Source organism: Flavobacterium sp. (assembly GCF_004295795.1).
Classification (GTDB): domain Bacteria; phylum Bacteroidota; class Bacteroidia; order Flavobacteriales; family Flavobacteriaceae; genus Flavobacterium.
Genome location: NZ_SEBR01000003.1, coordinates 89607 through 112925 on the forward strand (window position 1 = coordinate 89607; position 23319 = coordinate 112925).

The 23319-nt window shown below is 47.6% G+C and carries 22 protein-coding genes and 1 pseudogene; 20 read left to right on the forward strand and 3 right to left on the reverse strand.

Annotation, left to right across the window (positions count from 1 at the left end):
* Window positions 1–105 precede the first annotated feature (105 nt).
* The 6 genes from EOO49_RS02830 to EOO49_RS02855 all read left to right on the forward strand — a co-directional run bounded on the left by EOO49_RS02830 (window position 106) and on the right by EOO49_RS02855 (window position 5618).
* Window positions 106–1149, forward strand: coding sequence for a Gfo/Idh/MocA family oxidoreductase (locus EOO49_RS02830; RefSeq protein WP_290842533.1), 1044 nt, complete (start codon window positions 106–108; stop codon window positions 1147–1149).
* A gap of 12 nt (window positions 1150–1161) precedes the next feature.
* The gene (locus EOO49_RS02835) at window positions 1162–2109 is read left to right on the forward strand and encodes an aldo/keto reductase (RefSeq protein WP_290842534.1); all 948 of its coding nucleotides are present in this window, start codon (window positions 1162–1164) and stop codon (window positions 2107–2109) included.
* The gene (locus EOO49_RS02840; RefSeq protein ID WP_290842535.1) at window positions 2110–3075 is read left to right on the forward strand and encodes a D-glycerate dehydrogenase; all 966 of its coding nucleotides are present in this window, start codon (window positions 2110–2112) and stop codon (window positions 3073–3075) included. It abuts the gene before it with no gap.
* Window positions 3076–3113: 38 nt separating this feature from the next.
* Window positions 3114–3626: a cupin domain-containing protein gene (locus EOO49_RS02845; protein ID WP_290842536.1), complete on the forward strand. Its 513-nt coding sequence runs from the start codon at window positions 3114–3116 to the stop codon at window positions 3624–3626.
* Between the two features lie 37 nt (window positions 3627–3663).
* Window positions 3664–4446 carry an SDR family oxidoreductase gene (locus EOO49_RS02850; protein WP_290842537.1) on the forward strand — a complete coding sequence of 261 codons (783 nt, stop codon included), beginning with the start codon at window positions 3664–3666 and terminating at the stop codon, window positions 4444–4446.
* Between the two features lie 188 nt (window positions 4447–4634).
* Complete coding sequence (locus EOO49_RS02855) at window positions 4635–5618, forward strand: alpha/beta hydrolase (RefSeq protein ID WP_290842539.1); 984 nt, start codon at window positions 4635–4637, stop codon at window positions 5616–5618.
* Window positions 5619–5785: 167 nt separating this feature from the next.
* On the opposite strand, the gene EOO49_RS02860 is transcribed toward EOO49_RS02855, so the two are convergent.
* Complete coding sequence (locus EOO49_RS02860; protein ID WP_290842540.1) at window positions 5786–6559, reverse strand: SDR family oxidoreductase; 774 nt, start codon at window positions 6557–6559, stop codon at window positions 5786–5788.
* A 111-nt stretch (window positions 6560–6670) separates the two neighbouring features.
* Here EOO49_RS02860 and EOO49_RS02865 point away from each other — a divergent pair, with 111 nt between their 5' ends.
* Window positions 6671–6997: a helix-turn-helix domain-containing protein gene (locus EOO49_RS02865; protein WP_290842541.1), complete on the forward strand. Its 327-nt coding sequence runs from the start codon at window positions 6671–6673 to the stop codon at window positions 6995–6997.
* 111 nt (window positions 6998–7108) lie between these two features.
* Here EOO49_RS02865 and EOO49_RS02870 read toward each other — a convergent pair whose 3' ends face one another.
* Window positions 7109–9016 carry a M1 family aminopeptidase gene (locus EOO49_RS02870; RefSeq protein WP_290842543.1) on the reverse strand — a complete coding sequence of 636 codons (1908 nt, stop codon included), beginning with the start codon at window positions 9014–9016 and terminating at the stop codon, window positions 7109–7111.
* A gap of 616 nt (window positions 9017–9632) precedes the next feature.
* On the opposite strand from EOO49_RS02870, the gene serS reads away from it, so the two are divergent.
* From serS to EOO49_RS02925, 12 genes and pseudogenes are all read left to right on the forward strand, one after another.
* Window positions 9633–10904 (forward strand): serine--tRNA ligase, encoded by a 1272-nt coding sequence (gene serS / locus EOO49_RS02875; RefSeq protein WP_290842545.1) that lies wholly within the window; start codon window positions 9633–9635, stop codon window positions 10902–10904.
* 384 nt (window positions 10905–11288) lie between these two features.
* Window positions 11289–13067, forward strand: a complete 1779-nt coding sequence (locus EOO49_RS02880) for a tetratricopeptide repeat protein (protein ID WP_290842547.1) — start codon at window positions 11289–11291, stop codon at window positions 13065–13067.
* A gap of 114 nt (window positions 13068–13181) precedes the next feature.
* Window positions 13182–13502, forward strand: a complete 321-nt coding sequence (locus tag EOO49_RS02885) for a DUF4286 family protein (protein WP_290842549.1) — start codon at window positions 13182–13184, stop codon at window positions 13500–13502.
* Between the two features lies 1 nt (window position 13503).
* Window positions 13504–14292 carry a 16S rRNA (adenine(1518)-N(6)/adenine(1519)-N(6))-dimethyltransferase RsmA gene (gene rsmA / locus EOO49_RS02890; protein WP_290842551.1) on the forward strand — a complete coding sequence of 263 codons (789 nt, stop codon included), beginning with the start codon at window positions 13504–13506 and terminating at the stop codon, window positions 14290–14292.
* Entirely contained in the window at window positions 14273–15625 is a 1353-nt protein-coding gene (mgtE, locus tag EOO49_RS02895) for a magnesium transporter (protein WP_290842553.1), read from the forward strand. Before rsmA ends, mgtE begins: the two co-directional genes overlap by 20 nt.
* Window positions 15626–15802: 177 nt before the next feature.
* Window positions 15803–16450, forward strand: coding sequence for a hypothetical protein (locus EOO49_RS02900; RefSeq protein ID WP_290842555.1), 648 nt, complete (start codon window positions 15803–15805; stop codon window positions 16448–16450).
* Window positions 16451–16485: 35 nt separating this feature from the next.
* Window positions 16486–17430: pseudogene (locus tag EOO49_RS02905) on the forward strand (2-hydroxyacid dehydrogenase); the annotation flags it as partial.
* Between the two features lie 15 nt (window positions 17431–17445).
* Entirely contained in the window at window positions 17446–17832 is a 387-nt protein-coding gene (locus EOO49_RS19295; RefSeq protein WP_366927230.1) for a VOC family protein, read from the forward strand.
* Window positions 17833–17892: 60 nt separating this feature from the next.
* Entirely contained in the window at window positions 17893–18231 is a 339-nt protein-coding gene (locus EOO49_RS02910; protein WP_290842557.1) for a TM2 domain-containing protein, read from the forward strand.
* A gap of 3 nt (window positions 18232–18234) precedes the next feature.
* Window positions 18235–18639: a DUF2752 domain-containing protein gene (locus tag EOO49_RS02915; RefSeq protein ID WP_290842559.1), complete on the forward strand. Its 405-nt coding sequence runs from the start codon at window positions 18235–18237 to the stop codon at window positions 18637–18639.
* Window positions 18636–19061 carry a hypothetical protein gene (locus EOO49_RS02920; RefSeq protein ID WP_290842560.1) on the forward strand — a complete coding sequence of 142 codons (426 nt, stop codon included), beginning with the start codon at window positions 18636–18638 and terminating at the stop codon, window positions 19059–19061. The genes EOO49_RS02915 and EOO49_RS02920 overlap by 4 nt, the downstream gene beginning before the upstream one ends.
* Window positions 19058–19897 carry a M48 family metallopeptidase gene (locus tag EOO49_RS02925; protein WP_290842562.1) on the forward strand — a complete coding sequence of 280 codons (840 nt, stop codon included), beginning with the start codon at window positions 19058–19060 and terminating at the stop codon, window positions 19895–19897. The genes EOO49_RS02920 and EOO49_RS02925 overlap by 4 nt, the downstream gene beginning before the upstream one ends.
* A 307-nt stretch (window positions 19898–20204) precedes the next feature.
* On the opposite strand, the gene EOO49_RS02930 is transcribed toward EOO49_RS02925, so the two are convergent.
* A complete protein-coding gene (locus EOO49_RS02930; RefSeq protein WP_290842564.1) occupies window positions 20205–22013 on the reverse strand; it encodes a lysophospholipid acyltransferase family protein in 1809 nt (602 codons plus the stop codon).
* Window positions 22014–22337: 324 nt separating this feature from the next.
* Between EOO49_RS02930 and EOO49_RS02935 the strand changes: the two genes are divergently transcribed.
* Window positions 22338–23099: an exodeoxyribonuclease III gene (locus EOO49_RS02935; protein WP_290842566.1), complete on the forward strand. Its 762-nt coding sequence runs from the start codon at window positions 22338–22340 to the stop codon at window positions 23097–23099.
* Window positions 23100–23319: the final 220 nt, after the last annotated feature.

Consider the following 23319-nt stretch of genomic DNA (forward strand, 5'->3'; position numbering starts at 1 on the left):
TAACGCCCTAATTTACTATATCGGTTGAACTGGTAAAAGTTTGTTAATAGTTCCGAATGCACGCGCCCGCGGGGTTAAATTTACGAGAAGCAAAAAACCAGACAAATGCAGCAAATTTCCACAGCCTTGCTTTCTTACGGAATGTCGGGCAAAGTATTCCATGCACCTTTCCTTGAATTACATCCCGGATTTGAACTTATCGGAAGTTGGGAACGCTCCAAAAAACTCATCCAGGAAGATTACCCAATGGTCAAAAGTTACGCGAGTCTCGAAGAATTGCTTTCGGACAAAAACGTCGAATTGGTCATCGTAAATACCCCGATAGAAACCCATTTCGAATACGCAAAAGCCGCGCTAAACGCCGGAAAACACGTGCTTGTAGAGAAAGCATTTACTGCGACAGTAGCCGAAGCCGAAGCACTGAACGAACTCGCCGAGGAAAAAAACCTAAAGCTTTCGGTATTCCAAAACCGCCGTTTCGACAGCGATTTCAAAACCGTGAAAGACATTTTCGACAAGAATATTTTAGGAGAAACGGTAGTAGCCGAATTCCATTTTGACAGATACAATCCAAATTTGAGTCCGAAGGCGCACAAAGAAGTGCGGTCGTCCGGATCAGGCGTGCTCAAGGATCTGGGTGCACATATCATCGACCAAGCCTTGTTTTTGTTCGGTTTTCCCGACGGATTGTTCGCCGATGTGAGAATGACGCGAGAGCATTCCGTGGTGGACGATTGGTTCGACATCACGCTGTTTTATCCCAAATTCCGCGTTCGGTTGAAAGCAGGTTTTTTCGTACGCGAACCGCTTCCGGCTTACGTCATCCACGGCAAAAAAGGCTCGTTCATCAAAAGCCGCGGCGACATACAGGAAGACGAACTCAAAACAGGAAAAAAACCGATGGTAACCGATTGGGGAAAAGAACCCGATTTCAAAAAAGGCGTGCTGAACACCGAAATAGAAGGCGAAGAAGTACGCGAACACGTACCAACGATTCCCGGAAATTATTACCATTTCTTCGACGAACTCTATCAGGCGATCAAAAAGGGCAAAGAAGTTCCGGTTTCGGCTCAAGACGGAATCAAAACCATGAAGATCATCGAAGCCGCGCTCGAAAGTTCCTCCGAAAAAAAATACATCACCTTCTAATCCATACAGAAAATGCAAAAAAGACAACTAGGACAAAGCGACTTAAATATTTACCCGATCGTCTTCGGAGGCAACGTCTTCGGATGGACGATCGACGAAAACAAATCTTTCGAAATCCTCGACGCGTTCGTTGGTGCGGGTTTCAACGCAATCGACACCGCCGACGTGTACTCGAGATGGGCGCCCGGAAATTCGGGAGGCGAATCTGAGAAAGTGATAGGAAATTGGCTTAAATCGAGAGGAAACCGCGATGCTGTCGTGCTTATGACAAAGGTCGGAAGCGACATGGGCGAAGGCAAATCCCTCAAAAAAGACTACATTTTGCGAGCGGTCGAAGCTTCATTGACAAGACTCAAAACAGATTACATCGACTTGTACCAGACGCATTTCGACGACGATGACACTTCCGTCGATGACACGCTGTCGGCCTACGACCAATTGGTGAAAGATGGAAAAGTGCGTGAGATTGGCGCTTCGAACATGACGCCAGAACGGTTGTTGCAATCTTTGGCCAAATCTGACGAAAAACACTACCCGAAATACCAGACGCTTCAGCCGCATTACAATTTGTACGCAAGAGAAGCTTACGAGAAACAATTTGAACCGATTGCGCTCGAACAAAAATTGGGCGTAATCACATATTTCTCTCTGGAAAGCGGCTTTCTCACAGGAAAATATCGCACCAAGGAAGACTTGAACAAAAGTCCGCGCGGTGGCGACATGGACAAATATTTCGACGATCGCGGCCTCAAAATACTAAACGCTTTGGACGAAGTCTCGAGCTTGCACAATTCGACTCCGGCCGCCGTGGCATTGGCCTGGCTGATAAACCGTCCATCGATTACCGCCCCAATCGTAAGCGCGACGAGCGTGCAACAACTCGACAGCATCATCGCCGCCCCAAATTTGGAACTCACGCACGAAAACATCCAGCAACTCAACGAAGCAAGCACGTACTAAATGAAAGTTTTCATCACCAGACAATTCCCGGAAATCGGTCTTGCGCTTTTTAAAAAGGCCGGAATCGAGGTGGAACAATGGCTGGAAAAACGCGATTTGACGCAAGACGAGCTTATCGATAAGTGCCGTCAAGCGGATGCGCTTCTGGCTGTCGGGAGAACGACATTGGACGCCAAATTTCTCGAAGCCTGCAAGCATTTGAAGGTGATTTCGCTGTTTTCGGTCGGATACGACAATGTCGACATCAAGAAAGCGAACGAACTGGGAATTCCAGTTGGAAACACGCCCGAAGTCTTGAGCAAAGCTACAGCAGATACTGCGTTTTTGCTCATGCAAGCCACGGCGAGGAAGGCGTTTCACCATCACAAGAGAATCGCGAAAGGCGGTTGGGAATTTTTTGATCCTTTGCAGGATCTGGGTCAGGATTTACAGAGAAAAACGCTGGGGATTTTCGGCCTCGGAAACATCGGATACGAAATGGCCAGATCGTCGAAAGGCGCTTTTGCGATGGACATTTTGTACCACAACCGAAGCGCCAACGAAAAAGCTGAATCCCAGCTCAAGGCGAGAAAAGTCTTGTTTGACGAATTGCTCGAAAAGTCAGATGTGATCTCGGTTCACGCGAATTTGACCAAGGAAACCGAGAAAGTTTTCGACGAGCAAGCATTCGCCAAAATGAAACCTACCGCGATTTTCGTAAACACCGCACGCGGCCCAATACATAACCAATCGGATCTTAAAAAAGCACTCGAAAACGGCACGATTTGGGGCGCAGGTCTGGACGTCACAGATCCCGAACCGATGGACAAAAACGACGAATTGCTCGATTTTCCCAATGTGTGCATTTTGCCGCACATCGGATCTTCAACCATAGAAACGCGAAACGCCATGGCCGAACTTTCTGCCAAGAACGCGATCGCCGGACTCAAAAACGAGACATTGCCGCGACAAGTGCGCACGACATAAACAACGACAACTACAACGCCTAAACTAAAACTGCCACCATGAAACCACACACTTTCACTTTCAAAGACGACGGGAAAATCCCGAACAGCAACTTGCCGCTTTTGCTTTACAAAGGCGTTTTCGAGGAAGACTACATCGACGCCGATGCCATAATCGCGCATTTTCGCGACTTCGGATGGCGCAATGCATGGAAAAACGGCGTGTACGATTACCATCATTACCACAGCATCACGCACGAAGTGATCGGGATTTATCAGGGAGATGCAGTTTTGCAATTTGGAGGTGAAAGCGGTGAAAAATTCGAGGTTGAAGCTGGAGATGTCGTCGTGATTCCGGCCGGAGTCGGACACCGGCGCGTTACGCAATCGGAGGACTTTGCCGTTGTTGGCGCTTATCCGAACGGTTGCGATTATGACGTTTTGAGAGGCGAACCCGGAGAACGTCCAAAAGCCGACGAGAATATCGCCAATGTTGCGATGCCCGAAAACGATCCTGTTTACGGCAAATCACAAGGTTTGCTCGAGGTTTGGAGCGGCGAATTGGTACACTGATTTCACGATGCGGTTTCGGCCGGAAATTTTCAAGATCATGGATTTACAACTCAAAAACAAAACGGCTCTCGTCACAGGATCGACCGCCGGAATAGGTTTTGCCACGGCGAAACTCTTGGCCAAGGAAGGCGCGAAAGTCTTCATAAACGGAAGAAAGCAAGCCGGGATCGACGAAGCGATCGAGCGGTTGAAACAAGAAGTTCCCGAAGCGCAAGTGGAAGGAATTCGCTGCGATTTCTCGAATCCCGAAGCCATAAATGCGCTTTTGGAAAAGTTGCCCGAAGTCGATATTTTGGTCAACAACGTCGGGATTTTTCAACCTGTGGATTTCGTCGATATTCGAGATGACGATTGGTTCCGGTTCTTCGAGGTCAACGTGATGAGCGGCGTTCGCCTGTCGCGCCATTATTTCCCGAAAATGCTCCGGAAAAATTGGGGAAGAATCATTTTCGTTTCTTCGGAAAGCGCGTTGAATATTCCCGAGGAAATGATCCATTACGGCATGACCAAAACGGCGCAATTGGCCGTAGCTCGTGGTTTGGCGCAGTTGACCAAAAACTCGAACGTGACCGTGAACAGCGTTTTGCCCGGCCCGACGGCTTCTGAAGGTTTGACCGATTTCATCGATTTGGACGCAAACAACAAGGCGCGAAAGGAAAAGGAATTTTTCGAGAACGCGCGCCCGAGTTCGTTGATTAGGCGGTTTGCCGAACCGGACGAGATCGCCAATATGATCGTGTACTTGGCCAGTCCTTTGTCTTCGGCTACAAACGGGACGTCGGTTCGCGCCGATGGCGGCTTGGTCACGACTATCGCTTGATTTATACTGGTTTGCGCGAGGGATGCCGGCATTGTCTGAGCTCTTTTGCCCAAACAAAATTTTGTTTTCGGGTTTTAGGATTTCCGGGCAAAAAGCGAGTGCCTGCAGCCCGACCGCGCCGCAGCAAAATGTCGCTTTTTTTTCACCGGATTTTCCGCGGCGGGGACGCGCCCAAAAAAGTAAAAGTCATGAAGAAATTAGTTTTGTTTTTGTTGGTCGGATTTTTCGCATTTGGCCAGAACGTCAAGGAAAACGGATTGCGGTTGGAAAACGTCGAGTATCCGTTCGCGGTCAAGGAAATCGCGTTGCAGATTCAGGGCAAAACCTTGAAAATGGCGTACATGGACGTGGTTTCAGCCAAGCCGAACGGAAAAACGGTCTTGCTTTTGCACGGAAAGAATTTCGCCGGATATTATTGGGAACAGACCGCTAAAGACTTGTCCAAAGCGGGTTTTCGGGTTGTGATTCCGGATCAGATCGGTTTTGGGAAATCGGACAAACCAATTGACATCCAATACAGTTTCCAGCTTTTGGCCTTGAATACGAAAGCGATCTTGGACGAATTGAAAATCGATAAAGTCGTCGTTTTGGGGCATTCGATGGGCGGAATGCTCGCGACTAGATTCGCGCTGATGTTTCCTGAAAAGGTCGAAAAGTTGATCCTCGAAAATCCGATCGGGTTGGAAGATTGGAAAACGGTCGTGCCTTATCAAACGGTCGACGATTGGTATCAGGCGGAACTCAAGCAGAATTACCGGTCGATCAAAGACTATCAGCTCAAATTTTACTACGACAACAAGTGGAAACCCAAATATGAAAAAGGCGTGCAATTGCTTGCCGGTTGGACGGTGAACAAGGAATATCCGGTCATCGCCAAAAACGCGGCCTTGACGTATGACATGATTTTCACGCAGCCCGTGGTTTATGAATTCGGGAATTTGAACGTTCCGACGTTGCTTATCATCGGACAGCGCGACCGCACGGCTTTGGGGAAAGCGAAAGCTCCGAAAGACGTTCAGGAAACGCTTGGCAATTATCCAAAATTGGGACGCGAAACCAAGGCGAAAATCAAAGGTTCCGAATTGGTCGAGATCGATGGCGTTGGCCATTTGCCTCATATCGAGGCTTATCCGCAGTTTATTTCACCTTTGCTTGCTTTTTTGGCGCGGTAAATTTCCCGATTCTACTCTAACCCTGTCACTGTTTATAACCCTGACAGGGTTAGAAAAGTAAGGAAGTCGCGACATTTCCGATTACAGAAAATCTGTAAAAAATCTTAAAGTTTCAAAAGCGGTTAGCGTCCGATAAAACTGTTCCATATAATTGTCTCCGATCCAAATCAGACCACGGCCAGAGTCCCGCCGTCGACGTGATAGTTCACGCCCGTAATATAGCGCGCTTCGGACGAAACCAAGAACGCGACCAAGTTTGCGATTTCCTCAGATTCCGCCATTCTTCCAAGCGGTACGTAGCCCACTTTTTCCATAACGGTGTCGTAAGCTTCGTCGACAGTCGTGTTCGATGATTTGGCGATACTCTCGATAAATTCCTGCATCAGCGGTGTTTTCACGACGCCGGGCGAAACCGTGTTGACGCGAATTCCGCTTGGCCCGACTTCGTTCGACAAGGCTTTGCTGTACATGTTCAACGCCGCTTTTGCCGTAGAATAAGCCATCGTCATTTCCCAAATCGGTTTGGTGGCCGCGCCTGTCGAAATGTTTATGATCACGCCGCTTTTCTGGGAAATCATCGCAGGCAGAAGCGCTTTGTTGACGCGAATCGCCGACATCAGGTTGAGTTGGATTTCGTTATTCCAATGTTCGTCGGTGAGGGAATTGAAACCGCCGCCCGGACTCAAATTGGCGCCGGCGTTGTTTACGATGATGTCGATTTTGCCGAATTTTTCGAGGATTTCCCGAGCGATGATTTGGGCGCTTTCGGGTTGGACAAGATCTGATTTGATAAAGTGATTTCCGATTTGTTCTGTCGGATGCGTTCTCGCCGTTACGATGACTTTCGCTCCGGACTCGCTGAGTTTGTCCGCTATGGCTTTTCCGATGCCTTTTGTGCCGCCAGTTACCAAAGCGATTTTTCCTTGAAGTGAATTTTCCATATATCTTGTTGATTTGGCAGCAAAACTAGATTCAATACTTTACTTTTGCAAGTAGTTACACGAATGTTAAGTAATAACAAAAAGTAAAGGCTTGGTTAAAATCAGATGGTTATGAGCGAAAAGATGTTGAAAAAAGTTCAGGAGAAGTGCGCGCTTCAGGAAATTTTGGGCGTAATCGGCGGAAAATGGTCAATGTCAATCATCTACGCCTTGTTCTCGGGAAAGATGCGTTTCAGTCAATTGGAGCGGATGATTCCCGGAATCAACACGAGAATGCTGGTCAAGGAACTCAAGAATATGGAAGAAAACAAGATCGTGACGCGACAGGTTTTCGCGACCGTTCCGCCGACTGTCGAATACGACTTGACCGAAAAAGGCCGAAAGCTCGAACCTATAATCAATGAGTTGTATAATTGGGGAAGGGAATTTGTGGCATAGGTTTTCGGATGGTTTCGGACAGAAAATTCGTTGGCAAATCCGATACGACATCTGCAAAAACGAAAAAATCCGCTGTTGTTTGCAGCGGATCTTTTATATCTGACAAAGTCTTTACTCTTTCACAAACTTGAACGTGCGATTTCCGCCATCGGTATAAACCGTTACGAAATGTACGCCAGATGGCAATCCTGAAACATTCAGCTCATCGGAATTTCCTTCCAAAACAACCTGCCCAAGCGGATTGGTAACCACCGCTTTCCTCAAGTTTACGCCAGTAGGCAAATTCACGTTCAAAATGTCTTTCGCAGGATTCGGATAAATGTTCGCTCCGGCTAAAGTCGTAAAATTCGCCACGCCCAAAGACGCATTGCTATCGCGGGAAATGATGTGTTTTTGAGGATCGAACTGAATCGCAGTCACGGCAAATGGAACCGGCATGTCGAAAGTCTGTCCGTTGAAAGTATTGTTCAAAACCAAGTCAAGTTGCTGTCCGCCTGCGCCAAAAACGCGCACCGGAACGGGCATTTCGAAAAAACTGACCGAGGCGTTCGACTGCGTTTGGTTCACCGTCAAATGGCAAATCCCGCCAGACCAATTCGCGGCCGTGATCGCATACGTCGGATAACCTTGCTTGAAAACCCAGTCGTCGAAAAATCCGTCCAAATCCTGGCCTGACGCCGCTTCCAGATGCGCTTGCAAATCTGTGGTAAGTGCGTAGGCATAGGCGTGATCCGGATCGGCTAAGTAATTTCTCAAACCTTGGTAGAATGCTGTGTCGCCCAATTTCCAACGCAACATTTCCACGACCATCGCGCCTTTGTTGTAGCTGAGTCGGCTCGAGAAAATGCGGCTCACGTTCGTGGCTTCAAGATCTGTGAGGTAAACCGCGCCGTTCGGGTTCGAAGTGATGTTGTTTATCAAGTCTGATTTCCATTCCACGAATTGCGGAATTCCGTCCATGTGCTCGACGACCAAGCCTGACATGTACGTCGCGAAGCCTTCGTTCAGCCAAATGTCTTTCCAGCTTCCGCACGTGACTTTGTCGCCAAACCATTGGTGGCCGAGTTCGTGCGCGACCAATTCTCTCCAGAATCCGGCCATGAACGAAACTGTCGTGTGTTCCATTCCGCCGCCGTAACCAAATTGGGCGTGTCCGTATTTTTCGTTCGAGAACGGATAGGTCTCAAACAGTTCCTCATACAAATCCATGATTCCCGGCGTTTGTGCGAAACCTGTTTGGGCCGCCGCAAGATTTTCGGGATAGACATAGTTCACGATAGGAAATTCGTTTGGCGCCGTGCCTGCGGTTTGGGTAAATACCGTGTAATTCGTCACCGCGATGGCGATCAGATAAGCCGGAATCGGGTAACCGTGGTGAAAATGTGTGGTCTTGTTTGCTCCTGAAGTAGTTTGTCCAACCTCAAGTCCGTTAGAAACGGCGACGTATTGCGAAGGAGCGGTAATGTAAACGTCGATGCTGTTCACCTTGTCGTTCAAATCCTGTTTGCAAGGCCACCAATCGCGAGCTCCAAACGGCTCCGAAAGCGTGTATAAAACAGGTGAACCATTGTGTTCTTCGGTCGTAAACGAATCCTGATTGAATGCTGGCGCGCCCGAATAAGTGATTTCCAAAGTACGCGAAGTGCCCACAGCTTGGGGCGTCGTGAAATTCACGATCAACTCAGAGTTCGTCTGGCTGAAAGTAAGGTTCGCCGCACCGAATTTCACCGAACTCACCGTTAGCGAATTTGTCAAATCGAAGTGGATGTTCGTCATCGCAGCCAAAGCCGTGTAAGTCGTGGTGACTTTTCCGGAGATAAAATATTCCGAAGGATTCACCATAAACTCGAGCTTGTGGTAAGTGATATCGTAGTTCAAAGTGTTCGGATTTGCCTGAACCGACATAAGTGCGTTAGCCGATTTCATCTCCGATTCCGCGATTTGGGCAATGCGCTCCACCGGATTTTGTCCAAAAGCGGATACCGCAAAAAGCAACCCCAAAAAGTATAGTTTTTTCATTGAAATTTGAAAATTTTAGCGAAAGTAATCAATATTTGAAAATCAAGATGTTAATGCCGTAATAAGATTAACGCGGTCTTCAAGTTCACGGGTTTTTTAGGAGCCAAATCCCGCTCTTCGCTGTAGCCCTCGTTTCCCAACCGGTTTTTGCACGCGTTTTGACGAGCTTCCGTTGGTCGCTGTCAAAACTGCGGCAAAAACACGGTGGCGAAACTTCGGGGCTGCCGCTGCGATCGGGGCTAGGTTTTGGAGAAACCAACTGCGATTTTCCATGAAACTACAATCATTTTCATGACGCCAAAAGTTTAACAAAAACTACAGAAAATCTGTAAGGCTGATGTGTTTTTATGCCCGAACTTGCCAAGACCTGTTAGGTTTGATAAAACCTAACAGGTCTGGCAAACCTCGCAAATTGATGTGTTTTTTCGCCCAACACTACAAAACCACATCGCCCAAAATTACGGTTGAAAGCACTCGGTTTTTTCGATTTTTGATCTGTGTGTCCGCGAGCAAAAAAACCAAATTTCATCCCGATAACGAAATCTGTCCAAAATCTTCAACCATAAAAACAATTGACTAAATTTGCCACTCATCGAAAAAAATCAACAAAAACGCCATGTTACAAATAGCTTACATTCGCGAGAACCAGCAAAAAGTGATCGACGCACTGGCCAAGCGCAATATTGACGCCGCCGCCACCGTAGCCGAAGTAGTCGCCCTCGACGAAAACCGACGCGCTACACAAGTAGAACTCGACAACACCTTGGCCGAATCGAACAAGCTGTCCAAAGACATCGGTGAATTGATGAGAAACGGAGAGAAATCGAAAGCCGCGATCCTCAAAGAGAAAACGGTCGCCCTAAAAGAAAAAAGCAAAGATCTGGGCGAAAAACTCGATGTGTTCGCGCACGATTTGACCACCAAACTTTACACGCTCCCAAACACTCCGGCCGACATCGTGCCTTTTGGCAAAACGCCCGAGGAAAACGAGACTATTTTCCAAAGCGGGGAAATTCCGGAATTGCATGGAGAAGCCCAACCACATTGGGATCTCGTCAAAAAATACGACATTATCGACTTCGAGCTCGGCGTGAAAATCGCCGGCGCCGGATTTCCTGTATATAAAGGTAAGGGCGCGAAACTGCAACGCGCGCTGATTTCATACTTCCTCGACAAAAACACAGATGCAGGTTACAAGGAATTTCAGGTTCCGCATTTGGTCAACGAGGCTTCGGGCTACGGAACGGGCCAATTGCCGGATAAAGAAGGCCAGATGTACCACGTTGGTGTGGACGATTTGTACTTGATTCCGACGGCTGAGGTTCCGGTGACGAACTTGTACAGAGACGTGATTTTGTCCGAAAGCGAATTGCCTGTGCTGGCAACGGGTTACACGCCTTGTTTCCGCCGTGAGGCCGGTTCTTACGGATCGCACGTGCGCGGACTGAACCGTCTGCACCAGTTCGACAAAGTGGAAATCGTAAGAATCGAAAAACCTGAAAACTCTTACGCCGCTCTCGACGGAATGGTCGAACACGTGAAGGAAATCCTCGAGGAACTGAAACTTCCGTATCGCGTTTTGCGTCTGTGCGGAGGCGATATGGGATTTGCATCAGCTTTGACTTACGACTTCGAGGTTTTCTCGACAGCTCAGGATCGCTGGCTCGAAATCTCATCGGTTTCAAACTTCGAGACATTCCAATCGACGCGACTCAAATTGCGTTACCGCGACAAAGACGGAAAGAACCACTTGGCTCACACTTTGAACGGAAGTTCATTGGCACTTCCTAGGGTTTTGGCGGGAATCATCGAGAATTATCAAACGCCCGAAGGAATCGTGATTCCGGAAGTGTTGCGAAAATATACCGGTTTCGACATTATCGACTAAATTCAAGCCTCCAATTTCGGGAGGCTTTTTTATGAGATTCCGACCACGACTTTTGTTGCCCGAGTCGCAGACTCGGAAACACCTTCGCGAAGTTGAAAACTTCGCGACCCAAAGCCGAAAACAAAAGCTACCCAAAAAATCGGAACAAATCTGAAATCCACCGTAAGCCGTATCAAGCCTTAAAAAGTTCAAAATAGTGAAGTCTTGGACAATACTATCGGCCAACACAAATCCAAGAGATCAAAAGCAGCCGAACGAAGCAATGCAAGCGCAATATTTACAAAACTTTGACAAAGAATCCCAACCGCGCCCGTATCTTTGCGACTTCCAACCACACTAAACCGACCAAAAAAGTGTTATCTTGGAAAACCTAGGAAACTCGAAATGAAACTCAAATTTGCCCTTATCGCATTGCTGTTTTCGCTTGCGGCTTTTGCCCAGAACGAACAACTTGCCCAGAATTATTTCGAGAAAGGCGATTTTGAAAAGGCCAAAGTCAGCTATCAGGAATTGCTCAAGAACCAACCGTCGAACAGCATTTACTTTCAACGATTGGTCGAGTCTTTCCAGCAATTGCAACAGCTCGAGGAAGCCGAAAGAATGCTGCGCGAACGGTACGACCGCTACAAGCAAGGCGGCACTTTGGTCGAGATCGGATACAATTACCAGCTCAAGAAAGAAGACGCCAAAGCCAAGAAATATTACGAGGATGCGCTAGAGAGAATCAAGCAAAATGTGGGCGACGTTTACAGCGTGGCCGCGACTTTCGAGAAAAAATCGCTGCTCGATTACGCGTTGCGAGCATACAAATTGGCGCTCGAGAAGGAGCCGAAAATGAACTTCAATTACCAAATGGCATTGCTTTACGGCCAACAAGGCAACACCGATTTGATGATAAATACGTTTCTCGACGAAGCCTACGCGAATCCCAACAGCTCGATTGTCGTGCAAAACCAATTGTCGCGTTTTATGGCCGACGAAGCCGCAGCGAATTTCAACGATACGCTTAGAAAGGCTTTGCTGTTGCGGGCGCAAAAGAATCAGGACATTTTCTGGAACCAGTATTTGAGTTGGTTTTATGTGCAACAGAAAGAATACGGAAAGGCATTCATTCAAGAAAAAGCGATCTATAAACGCGATCCTGAGACGTTCTACAACATCGTGAATCTGGCCGAATTGGCGGTTCAGGAGAACGATTCCGAGACGGCGATCGAGGTTTTCACGTGGGTTTTGGCCAATACGTCCGATATCGAATTGCGCGTCAAGGCCAATTTTTATCTGATGAAAATGCGGGTTGATTCGGCGACAGACAAAGACAACGCCCAGATTTCATTAGACTTCAAGAAGTTGACGGACGAATTCGGACTCAATCCGTTCACGCTCGATCTACAGATTCTTCAGGCGCATTTCGTGACTTTCAATACCAAAAATCCAGAGCTCGGGAAAAATCTGCTAAAGAAATCTTTGGAGTTGCAACTCAACCGCTATCAACAAGCCGAAGTCAAAATGGAACTTGCCGACATTTTGCTGTTCGAGGAAAAGTTCAATCAGGCGTTGATTTACTATTCCCAAATCGAGGACGATCTCAAAAATGATCCCGTCGGACACGAAGCCAGCCTGAAATCGGCCAGAACGAGTTATTTCAAAGGTGACTTCACTTGGGCGCAGGCGCAATTCAAAACGCTGAAATCGGCCTCGACACAATTGATCGCAAACGATGCTTTGGAGTATTTTCTTTTGGTTTCGGACAACACCGTAGAAGATTCCACGCAAACCGCCTTAAAGAAGTTCGCGCGCGCCGACTATTTGTTGTATCAGAATAAGGCCAAGGAATCCGAAGCGGCTTTCCAGGCAATCCTGCAAGAGTTCAAAGACAAACCGATTGAAGCCGTGACGTTGTTGCGACTCGGGAAAATCTGCGAGAAAAAAGGCGATTTCACCACCGCTTTGAATCTGTACAAAAACATTATCGACAACCACGCCGACGGCATTTACGTGGACGAAGCCCTGTATTTTTCGGCCGATATCTACAATTTCAAGCTCAAAGATCCCGAAAAGGCAAAACCTTTGTACGAGAAGATGATTTTCGAACATCAGGACAGCATCCACTTCGTCGAGGCGCGAAAGAAGTACCGAACTTTAAGAGGCGACACGAACTTGTAAAATCGCTGGTTGTAAATTCCAATCAAATCCCAAATCCCAAAAATCAAATTCCAAATTCCAATCGCGCCGCAACTTTTGACCTAAAAAATTTTCGCACTTCCAAACATTTCAATCATGATACTCTATAACGTCACCATCAACATACACGAATCTGTCCACGACAAATGGATGGAATGGATGCAACACAAACACATTTCAGATGTTTTGGCCACCGGAAAATTCACGACCGCAAGAATGGTAAAAGTCCTGGTCGAGGAAGAAATGGGCGGACAAACGTATGCCGTGCAATTCTGTGCAGAAAACCGCGATTTGCTCGAACGCTATTACGAGGAAGACGCACCTCGTTTGCGAGAGGAAAGTGCCGCGCTTTGGGGCGATAAGATGCTCGCGTTCAGAACCGAACTCGAATTGATTTCTGACCATTCAAGTATTTAAGATGGACAAGGTAAAAGCCAAAAAACACCTCGGACAGCACTTTCTGACCGACGAGAATATTGCCCGCAACATCGCCGATTCACTTGTCGGGAAAGACTATTCGGACGTGCTCGAAATCGGGCCGGGAATGGGCGTGCTCACGAAATACTTGCTCGAGAAAGACTACACGACTTACGTGATCGAGATCGATACGGAATCGGTAGAATACCTGAACGTGCATTATCCGAAATTGCACGGGAAAATCATCTCGAAAGACTTTCTCAAATACAATATCAACGAGGTTTTTGAGGATCGTCCGTTTGCGATCATCGGAAACTTTCCCTACAACATTTCGTCCCAGATCGTGTTCCGCGCCTTGGAATTGAGACACCAGATTCCCGAATTTTCGGGTATGTTCCAAAAAGAGGTCGCCGAAAGGATTTGCGAGAAAAAAGGCAGCAAAGCTTACGGAATCTTGTCGGTTTTGGTTCAGGCGTTCTATGAAGCCGACTATCTTTTCACCGTGAGCGAGACCGTTTTCAATCCGCCGCCAAAAGTGAAATCAGGTGTTTTGCGCTTGACGCGGAAGCAAGACTACACGCTTCCGTGCGACGAGAAACTGTTTTTCAGGGTCGTGAAAACGGCTTTTAACCAACGCCGGAAACAGCTTCGGAACAGCTTAAAATCCTTCGGCCTTTCCGATAAATTGCGCGAAAATCCTATCTTTGACCTCCGTCCGGAGCAACTGGACGTAGCGCAGTTCATTTCGGTAACCCAAAACATCCAGGCCGATGGAGTTCAAAGTCAGTAAAGAGCTAATCTCTCACATCGAATCGCTGATCACGGCGAGAGACGACAAGGAACTCGAAGCCTTGTTGAACGATATGCACTTTGCCGACGTAGCCGAGATTCTCGACGAACTCGGAGCCAACGAGGCGACCTATATTTTCAAGGTTCTCGACACCGAAAAAACAGCCGAAATCCTTCTCGAACTCGACGACGAAGTGCGCGAGGACATTCTCGAGCGCCTTTCCCCGAAAGAGATTGCCGAAGAACTTGACGCGCTCGATACGAACGACGCCGTCGACATCATCTCTGAACTTCCGCAGAACATCAAGGAAGAAGTAATCCTTGAACTTCAGGACGTCGAACACGCCAAGGACATCGTCGAACTCTTGCGTTATGACGAGCACACGGCCGGCGGTTTGATGCACAAGGAACTCGTGAAAGTCAACGAGAACTGGAACGTTTTGACCTGCGTGAAAGAAATGCGAATCCAGGCCGAGAACGTTTCGCGAGTCCATTCGATTTATGTGGTCGACGACGAAGACAGGCTCAAAGGCCGACTTTCGCTCAAAGACTTGCTCACGACTTCTACCAAAACAGCGATCGGAGACGTTTACATCAGGAAACTGAACATGGTCAAGATCGATACCGAAGACGTCGAAGTCGCGCGTATCATGCAGAAATACGATTTGGAAGCGATTCCGGTAGTGGACGAAATGGGAAGACTTGTCGGAAGGATCACGATCGACGACATCGTAGACGTAATCAAGGACGAAGCCGACAAAGATTACCAGTTGGCGGCCGGTATCTCGCAAGACGTCGATTCGGATGACAGCATTCTCGATCTCACCAAAGCGCGTTTGCCGTGGCTGGTTTTGGCACTGCTTGGCGGATTCATCACAGTTCGTGTGCTAGGACTTTTCGAAGGCGCGATGGCCGAACACGGACACCTTTTTTTCTTCACGCCTTTGATTGCGGCGATGGCGGGAAATGTCGGAGTACAATCGTCGGCGATCATCGTTCAGGGTTTGGCCAACAACACGATCAGCGGTTCGTTGTTCAATCGATTGGTCAAGGAAATCTCGCTTAGTTTACTCAACGGATCGATTCTCGCGATCATCCTTTTCGCCGGAAGCCATTTCTTGCTCGACGTCGAAATGATCGTCGGATTCATCGTTACGATCGCGTTGGTTTCGGTGATTGTGATCGCTTCTTTGATTGGCACTTTTATCCCTATTTTGCTCGATAAATTCGGAATCGATCCAGCGCTTGCGACTGGTCCGTTCATTACGACGAGCAACGATATTTGCGGAATCCTGATTTACTTCTCGATTGCCAAATTGATTTTGGGCTTCTAGTTTCCGACTCAAAATCCACGAATTGGTATTGGTATTTCCCGTCGGATAAAAGTTCGCATCCACGCCAACTCTTGGCTCCGTATTTGCATCAGACGTTTTATACAATTTTTCGTTAAACGATGCCGAAGCCGTGATTTCTCTGTTATTTTTGTCCCACTCACTTGTTTGCCAGACCTCATGAAATTTTTGTTGCCCATCTTTTTGCTTTTTGCCGGCGTTGCTTTTGCGCAAAAGCTCGATTCTGGGAACAATTCGCTGAACATTCCGCCAATTTTGCCGCCTAAAACAACCGCGCCCGTAGTCGTTCCGCCAAAAGCCGATCCTTATTACGTTCCGCCGTCCATCAAAGGCGAGCCTTCGAAAAGCTATAGTTTGGACACCGATCAGAAAATCAACTTTGGAGCGCCGAAACCCAAATTCATCAATCCCGGAGACGAGATCGCAGACAAGCTGAACAAAGAAGCGTCCGGAGGAAATTTCAAGGACTTGCGCATGAACAAACACATGGGCGAATTTCGCGTGACGAGTTCAATGGTGACGGTTTATTATCAGGACATCGGCGCTTACATCGACGGCGAACGCATTGCGGTTTACGTAAACGACAAACTCGTCAAGGAGCTTTTTATCAACGGCTCTCGACAGGCTTTCGAAGTGCCGCTGCAACCGGGTTTCAACAAACTTTTGCTCAAGGTGACCAACGTCGGGACAGTTTACCCGAGTTCGATTTTCTATGAGGTCGTTGACGACAAAGGCCGTTCGCTTTTGTCAGATTCGTGGTTTGCCGATATTGGGATTTATGCCGATATGATCATCGTCAAGGAATAGTCCGAATTTGGTAACTTTGGGCAAAACTGCGCCACATGAGTTCCAAGATCCTGCATTTAGACAGCAATCATCCTATTTTACTGCAACAATTGGCCCAAGCCGGATTCGAGAACCACGAAGATTATTCGTCTTCGAAAGAACAAGTAGAAGCCAAGATCGCTGACTACGACGGCATTGTCATAAGAAGTCGGTTCAAGATCGACAAAAAGTTCCTTGATTCCGCCCGGAACCTGAAATTCATAGCACGCGTCGGAGCCGGACTCGAAAGCATCGATCTTCCATATGCCGAATCGAAAAAAATCGCGCTTATCGCCGCGCCCGAAGGCAATCGAAACGCCGTCGGCGAACATTCGCTGGGAATGCTTCTGAGCCTTTTCAACAAACTCAATCAGGCCGATCGCGAAATAAGATCGGGACACTGGAACCGCGAGAAAAACCGTGGACACGAACTCGATGGGAAAACCGTCGGGATTATCGGGTATGGGAATATGGGTAAATCGTTCGCCAAAAAACTGCGTGGATTCGACGTTGAGGTTTTGTGTCATGATATTTTGGATGAGGTGTCCGATGCCAATGCGCGCCAGGTTTCCCTATCGGAATTACAACAAAAAGCCGACGTTTTGAGCCTGCATATTCCATGGACGCAGCAAACCGACAAAATGGTGAATGCCGACTTTATCGCCTCTTTCGCAAAACCGTTCTGGCTGATCAACACTTCGCGCGGCAAAAATGTCGTGACGCAAGATTTGGCCGACGCATTGCAATCGGGGAAAATCCTCGGCGCCGGACTCGATGTGCTCGAATACGAAAAACTGTCTTTCGAGAATCTGTTTGAAGGTGATATGCCCGAAGCGTTAGCCTATCTGATCCAATCTGAAAACGTGCTTTTGTCGCCTCATATCGCCGGTTGGACGCTGGAAAGCAAGGAACGTCTTGCGCAAGTCATCGTCGACAAGATCAAGGAATTGTATTTCGGGAAGCCAAAAATCGAAGCTTTGGAAAAACGCGTCACGGGAATCGGCGGCTTTTTTTTCAAGGCGAAAGATCCGGAAACGCTCAAGAATTGGTATGCAAAACACCTTGGAATTCCCGTCGACCAATATGGCTGGACGTTTTGGTGGAAAGATGAAAATGGAAACGACTGTGCTACGCAATGGTCTGTCTTTAAGGAAGATTCGGCTTATTATGCTCCGTCCGAAAAACCGTTTATGCAAAATTTGAGAGTGGAGAATCTCGACCGTTTGTTGGAGCAATTGAAATCGGAAAACATAGCGATAATCGGTCAACCTGAAGCACATGACTATGGGAAATTCGCGTGGATTCTCGATCCGGAAGGAAACAAAATCGAACTCTGGCAGCCAAATGATTCGGCTTTTCAATGAAATTGCTATATTAGCCGCCGACTATCAATAAATATTCACCTTACCAATCAAACAAATCTAATGGAAGCACAAAAAGTAGACATGTTCGTGATGATGAACACCAAGTTTTTCGAAAGTCACCAAATGCCAAGTATCCGTGAGCGTCTTACGAATCTTGACGACTCGAAAGCGGTTGTAGTCCAATCACAAGCTTACAAAGATCCAACGACTGCACTTATCATTTCACTATTGGCCGGCGGTCTTGGAATCGACCGTTTCTACATCGGCGATACAGGTCTTGGCGTAGCGAAATTGCTCACGTGCGGCGGACTTGGCATCTGGCAGATCGTAGACTGGTTCCTGATCATGGGCGCGACTCGTGAGAAGAACTTCGCTGCGTTTAACCAAGTTGCGGGATAAACCATGAAAAAAGACAAGTTGTACTCTCTCGCAGGGTGGGCTTGTGCGGCTGGGTATCTTTATTTCGTACTGTTCGGATTCGTGCTGAAAGAATCTCCTTTCGGCGTTTGCCTGTTCAAGAACGCAACAGGGATACCTTGCCCTTCTTGTGGAGCGACACGTGCGCTCAAATTGCTGGTTCACGGTGAATTTTGGGAATCGCTTTTGATGAATCCGATTGGGATTATTCTCGCGGTTTTCATGATACTCATTCCAATTTGGATCTTATCCGACAAAATCCAAAACCACCAATCTTTCTACAATTTCTATTTAAAATCAGAACAACGCTTACGCAAACCCGCGGTTGCCATCACGTTAGTCGCTTTGGTCGTCGCCAACTGGGTTTGGGGAATATCTAAAGGATTATGACAACCCAATTTGCTTACGTTCCGGGCGAGCACGAGACAGAGAAGGCTTCGAATAGCTATCTCATGTCGCTTATCGCCATTGTCGTCGGGCTTCCTTTGCCCGTCGTGAATTTACTGGCGACCTTTTTCTATTGGATCGCAGTCAGGAAATCAACTTATTTCGTGCGCTGGCACAGTTCACAGGCTTTGCTTTCGCAACTTGTGATGATTCCGTTCAACAGCGGATTGTTCTGGTGGACGATCGCCATCATTTTCCGTGACGAGCAAATCAGCAACGAGTACATTGCCTATGCCATTACGATTATCCTATTCAATATCGTGGAATTCGGAACGACGATCTACTCGGCCGTACAGACGCGAAAAGGAAAACATGTAGAACTGTGGTTCGTTGGCGGACTCACCAATTTACTCGTGCGCAAATGATCAAGACACTACTTCAAGGCGCGGCTCTGGCTGCTATATTTTTGGCGATCTGGTTCGGATTGTCGCAGATCGATTTCCTCGGAAGCGTCGATTTTGACCGAGGTGCGACCGAAAAGAAACTCGGGAAACTCATCTGGAAAACCATTAAGGAAACCGAAGACGTGATCACGAACGATTCGGTGGTCGATCCCGTCGAGCGGATATTCGAAAGACTTGTCGAGAAGAACGACATCAACGACGACAACATCAAGCTTCATATCGTCCGAAGCAGCGAAATCAACGCATTCGCTTTGCCCGATGGACATTTGGTCGTTTACACCGGATTGATCGAAAACTGCAAAGACCAATCGGAACTTGCGGGCGTAATCGGGCACGAAATCGCTCACATCGAGAAAGACCACGTGATGAAAAAACTCATGAAAGAGTTCGGACTCGCGGTTTTGGTCAACATGACAACGGGCGGAAAAGGCGCTCAGGTTGGAGGCGAAGTTTTACGGGCGCTTTCTTCATCGGCTTACGATCGCGAACTGGAATCTGAAGCCGACCGGACATCGGTAAACTATTTGGTCAAAGCCAAACTCAACGTCGAGAAATTTGCCGAGTTCATGTACGGAATGTCGCGAAATCAGCAACTTCCGGGCGTCGTTTATTGGATAAGCACGCATCCGGAGAGCGAGGAAAGAGCCGTGAAAATCCTTAAAGCGATAGAAGGCAAAAAACTGCGCGTGAACGACGTCTTGACCAAAAAGGAATGGGAAGCGTTGCAAAAAGCTACCAAAAACGCCAAGGCTACGAACGAAGACGATATTGAGATCGATTTCGACGACGAAGAATAACTTGGGCGATACTCCCTTTTCACCGCGTTTTTCTAAGGAGTGCTTTCTATTGCAAACCTAGAATTCGGATTTTACTCGGGTTTGCGTGAGGGATGACGGCTTTGTTTAAGCTCTTTGACCAGCCCTTAAAGCTGGGCAAAAGCGAGTGCCGTTCAGCCCGACGGCGGCTCCTAGACTGCGCTCAACGTCTATAAACGCAATCAAAAAATCGGTCTTTCAAGCCTGCCGCCGGCACGCCCAAAAAAACAAAAGAAATTCCGTTAAAGTTTAGCGTTCTTTTCGAGACTTCGAAAGTCTGCAACCGCGACTAAATCTCGCCTTTTTTCTCCAGCTTGCGCTCAAGCTCCGCCTGGAATTCCTCAAGTACAGGTTTCACAGTGCTGTCAGGCAAATCGGCGATCCGGATGTACATCAAACCATCGACCGAATTGTTGAACAATGGATCGACGTTGAAAGCGATCACTTTCGCGTTTTGCTTGATGTACTTTTTGATGAGCACAGGCAAACGCAAACTTCCCGGTTCGATCTCGTCGATGATTTTGTCGAATTTGTTCAAATCGGCCTCGGCTTCGTTGAACACGAAATCTTTGTCGGCGTCCTTCAGTTTTACCTTGAATTCCTTTTTTGGAGACACATATTGCGCTACGTAAGGGTCGTAGTAATGCGACTTCATGAACTCGATCATGAGCGATTTCGAGAAATTCGAGAATTGGTTCGAAATACTCACGCCGCCAATCAGGAATTTGTTTTCGGGGTAACGCAAAGTCGTGTGCACGATGCCTTTCCAGAGTAGGAAAAGCGGCATCGGTTTTTGTTGGTATTCGGATGTGATGAACGCGCGACCCATTTCGATCGATTGGCTCATCATGGGGAAAAGTTCGGGTTCGAAGCGGAAAAGTTCGTGCAGATAGAAGCCGTCGATGCCGTATTTCGGATAGATTTCAGAACCCAATCCCATGCGGTAAGCGCCCGCGATGCGTTTGGCCTCGTCGTCCCACAAAAACATATGGTGGTAATATTGGTCGTATTTGTCCAGGTCGATCGATTCATTCGTGCCTTCACCGACCTCGCGGAAAGTGATCTCGCGCAAACGCCCGACTTCGTGTAGAATGTTGGGAATTTTTTCGGCTTCGGTAAAGTAAACCTCGTAGTTTTTGCTTCTTGTAAAACAGGAATCGTCGGTGGCGCGCAACATCTCGATTTCCTGCAAGATCTTGTCCTGATTGGCTGGATGCACGATTTGTTTTGGCGGTTTGGCCGATGCCGAAAGCAATTTGTTGGCGTTCAAAACCGAATCGTCCTCGAAAGCGTTCGCCAACATATAAGTCTTGGTGCGAAGGAAAGCGGTGTATTCCTCGAGCGTTGCGTGTTCGTTCTGTTCGGCCACTGTAATCGGTTTCCCGATGCGTACACGAATCACGCGTTTTTTCTGCGTTAACAACTCTGACGGTAGTTTCGCCGTTCGAAGTGTGTCTGAAATCTTCGACAGGAAATAGAACATCCTGCTGTTTTTCGCATGGAAATAAATTGGGACAACCGGAACCTGCGCCTTGCGAATTACCTTTATCGCGCCTTCTTCCCACGGTCTGTCAACCATCAATTTATCGTCTTTGAAAGTCGAGACTTCTCCGGCCGGAAACATGCCCAGCGGATGTCCGTCCTTCAAATGCCTGAACGTTTCTTTGAGTCCTATGACACTCGATTTCTCTTTGTGCGATTCGAACGGATTCACCGGCATTATAAACGGTTTGAGCGGTTCGACTCTGTGTAGCAGGAAGTTGGCGATGATCTTGAAGTTCGGCTCGCGGTCAAGCATCATTTTCAGGAGCAAGATCCCGTCGATGCCACCAAGCGGATGGTTCGAGATCGTGATATAGGGACCTTCTTTGGGAAGGCGTTTGAAATCTTCTTCGGGAATGTCAAACTTGATCTGGAATTCGCCTATGACCGAGTTCAGAAAGTCTCTGACCGGCTCTTCCTTGTGCCGATCGTAGATTTTTTTGAGGGTCGAAATTCGAAGCACTTTCATCAGCAACCAGCCGGCAAAAGTTCCCAAAGCACCGTATTTGTCAGCATTTATCGCACGAGCGATTTCCTTAGAGGTGACGAGCTCCATTTAGTTTGGTTTAACGGCAAAGATAGGAAAACTAGCGTTTGTTAAGCGAGTGTTAGTTTTGCATTTCTCACAAAAATTAGGGCTTTTTTGGCAAAGAAAATATCGAAAAGATAATTGGTGTTAGCGTCGTAAGTCTAGAAACAGAAGTAGATCGAGATAATGGATGATAGACGGATAGATAATGGACATTCTGCCGAATCGACAGCACTTGTGTATTCCAACAACTGCTAATCGTGAATCGCAATCCGAGTAAAAATTCCAATTCTTATCTTTGAACGGCGAAAGCATCTATCATCTATCCGTCTATTCTCTATCTGTCCAAAAATGAAAATCATCTCCTATAACGTAAACGGAATCAGAGCCGCAATCAACAAAGGTTTCATCGAATGGCTCAAGCACGCAAATCCTGACGTCATCTGCCTTCAGGAAATAAAAGCCATGGAAGATCAGGTTCCCACCGAACTCATTACAGCAGCCGGTTATCCGTACCAATACTATTTTTCGGCAGAGAAAAAAGGCTATTCCGGCGTAGCAATCCTGTCCAAGATTAAACCGAACCACGTCGCGCGAGGAACCGGAATCCCCACAATGGACGCCGAAGGTCGCAACCTGAGACTCGATTTTTACGATTTTTCGGTCATGAGTTTGTATTTGCCGTCAGGCACGAACATCGCGCGTCTCGACCACAAATTCCAGTACATGGACGATTTCCACCAGTACATAACGAATTTGAGACGCGAAATTCCGAGCCTGATAATCGGTGGCGATTACAACATTTGCCACAACGCGATCGATATTCACGATCCGATCAGAAACGCGAATGTCTCGGGCTTTTTGCCGCGCGAGCGCGAATGGCTGGGCGTTTTTATGGATTCCGGATTCATCGATTCGTTCCGTCATTTCAACAAAGATCCGCACAATTACACTTGGTGGACGTATCGCGCAAACGCCCGGGCGAACAACAAGGGCTGGCGTCTCGATTACCTTTTGGTGACGCGCGAAATGGAACATCGGCTGCAGCAGGCCAAAATCCTCAACGATGCTTTCCATTCGGACCATTGTCCCGTGCTTGTTGAAATCGAGTGAATAACTTTTCCAAACCCGCATCGGTTGCCGAATGTGGGTTTTTATTTTTGTCAGGAGCTATTTCCGGCTTTCCGCTGCAATCTTTCTTCAAGAACGCAGTTTTTGCGCGGTCTGCAACGAGCTTCCTTCGGTCGCTGTCGCAAACCGGCAAAAACAAGCCTTCTTGTGCAAAAGGATTTCCGCGGCTATCCGGGCTAGGCAATCGTTCAACGGGCAAATT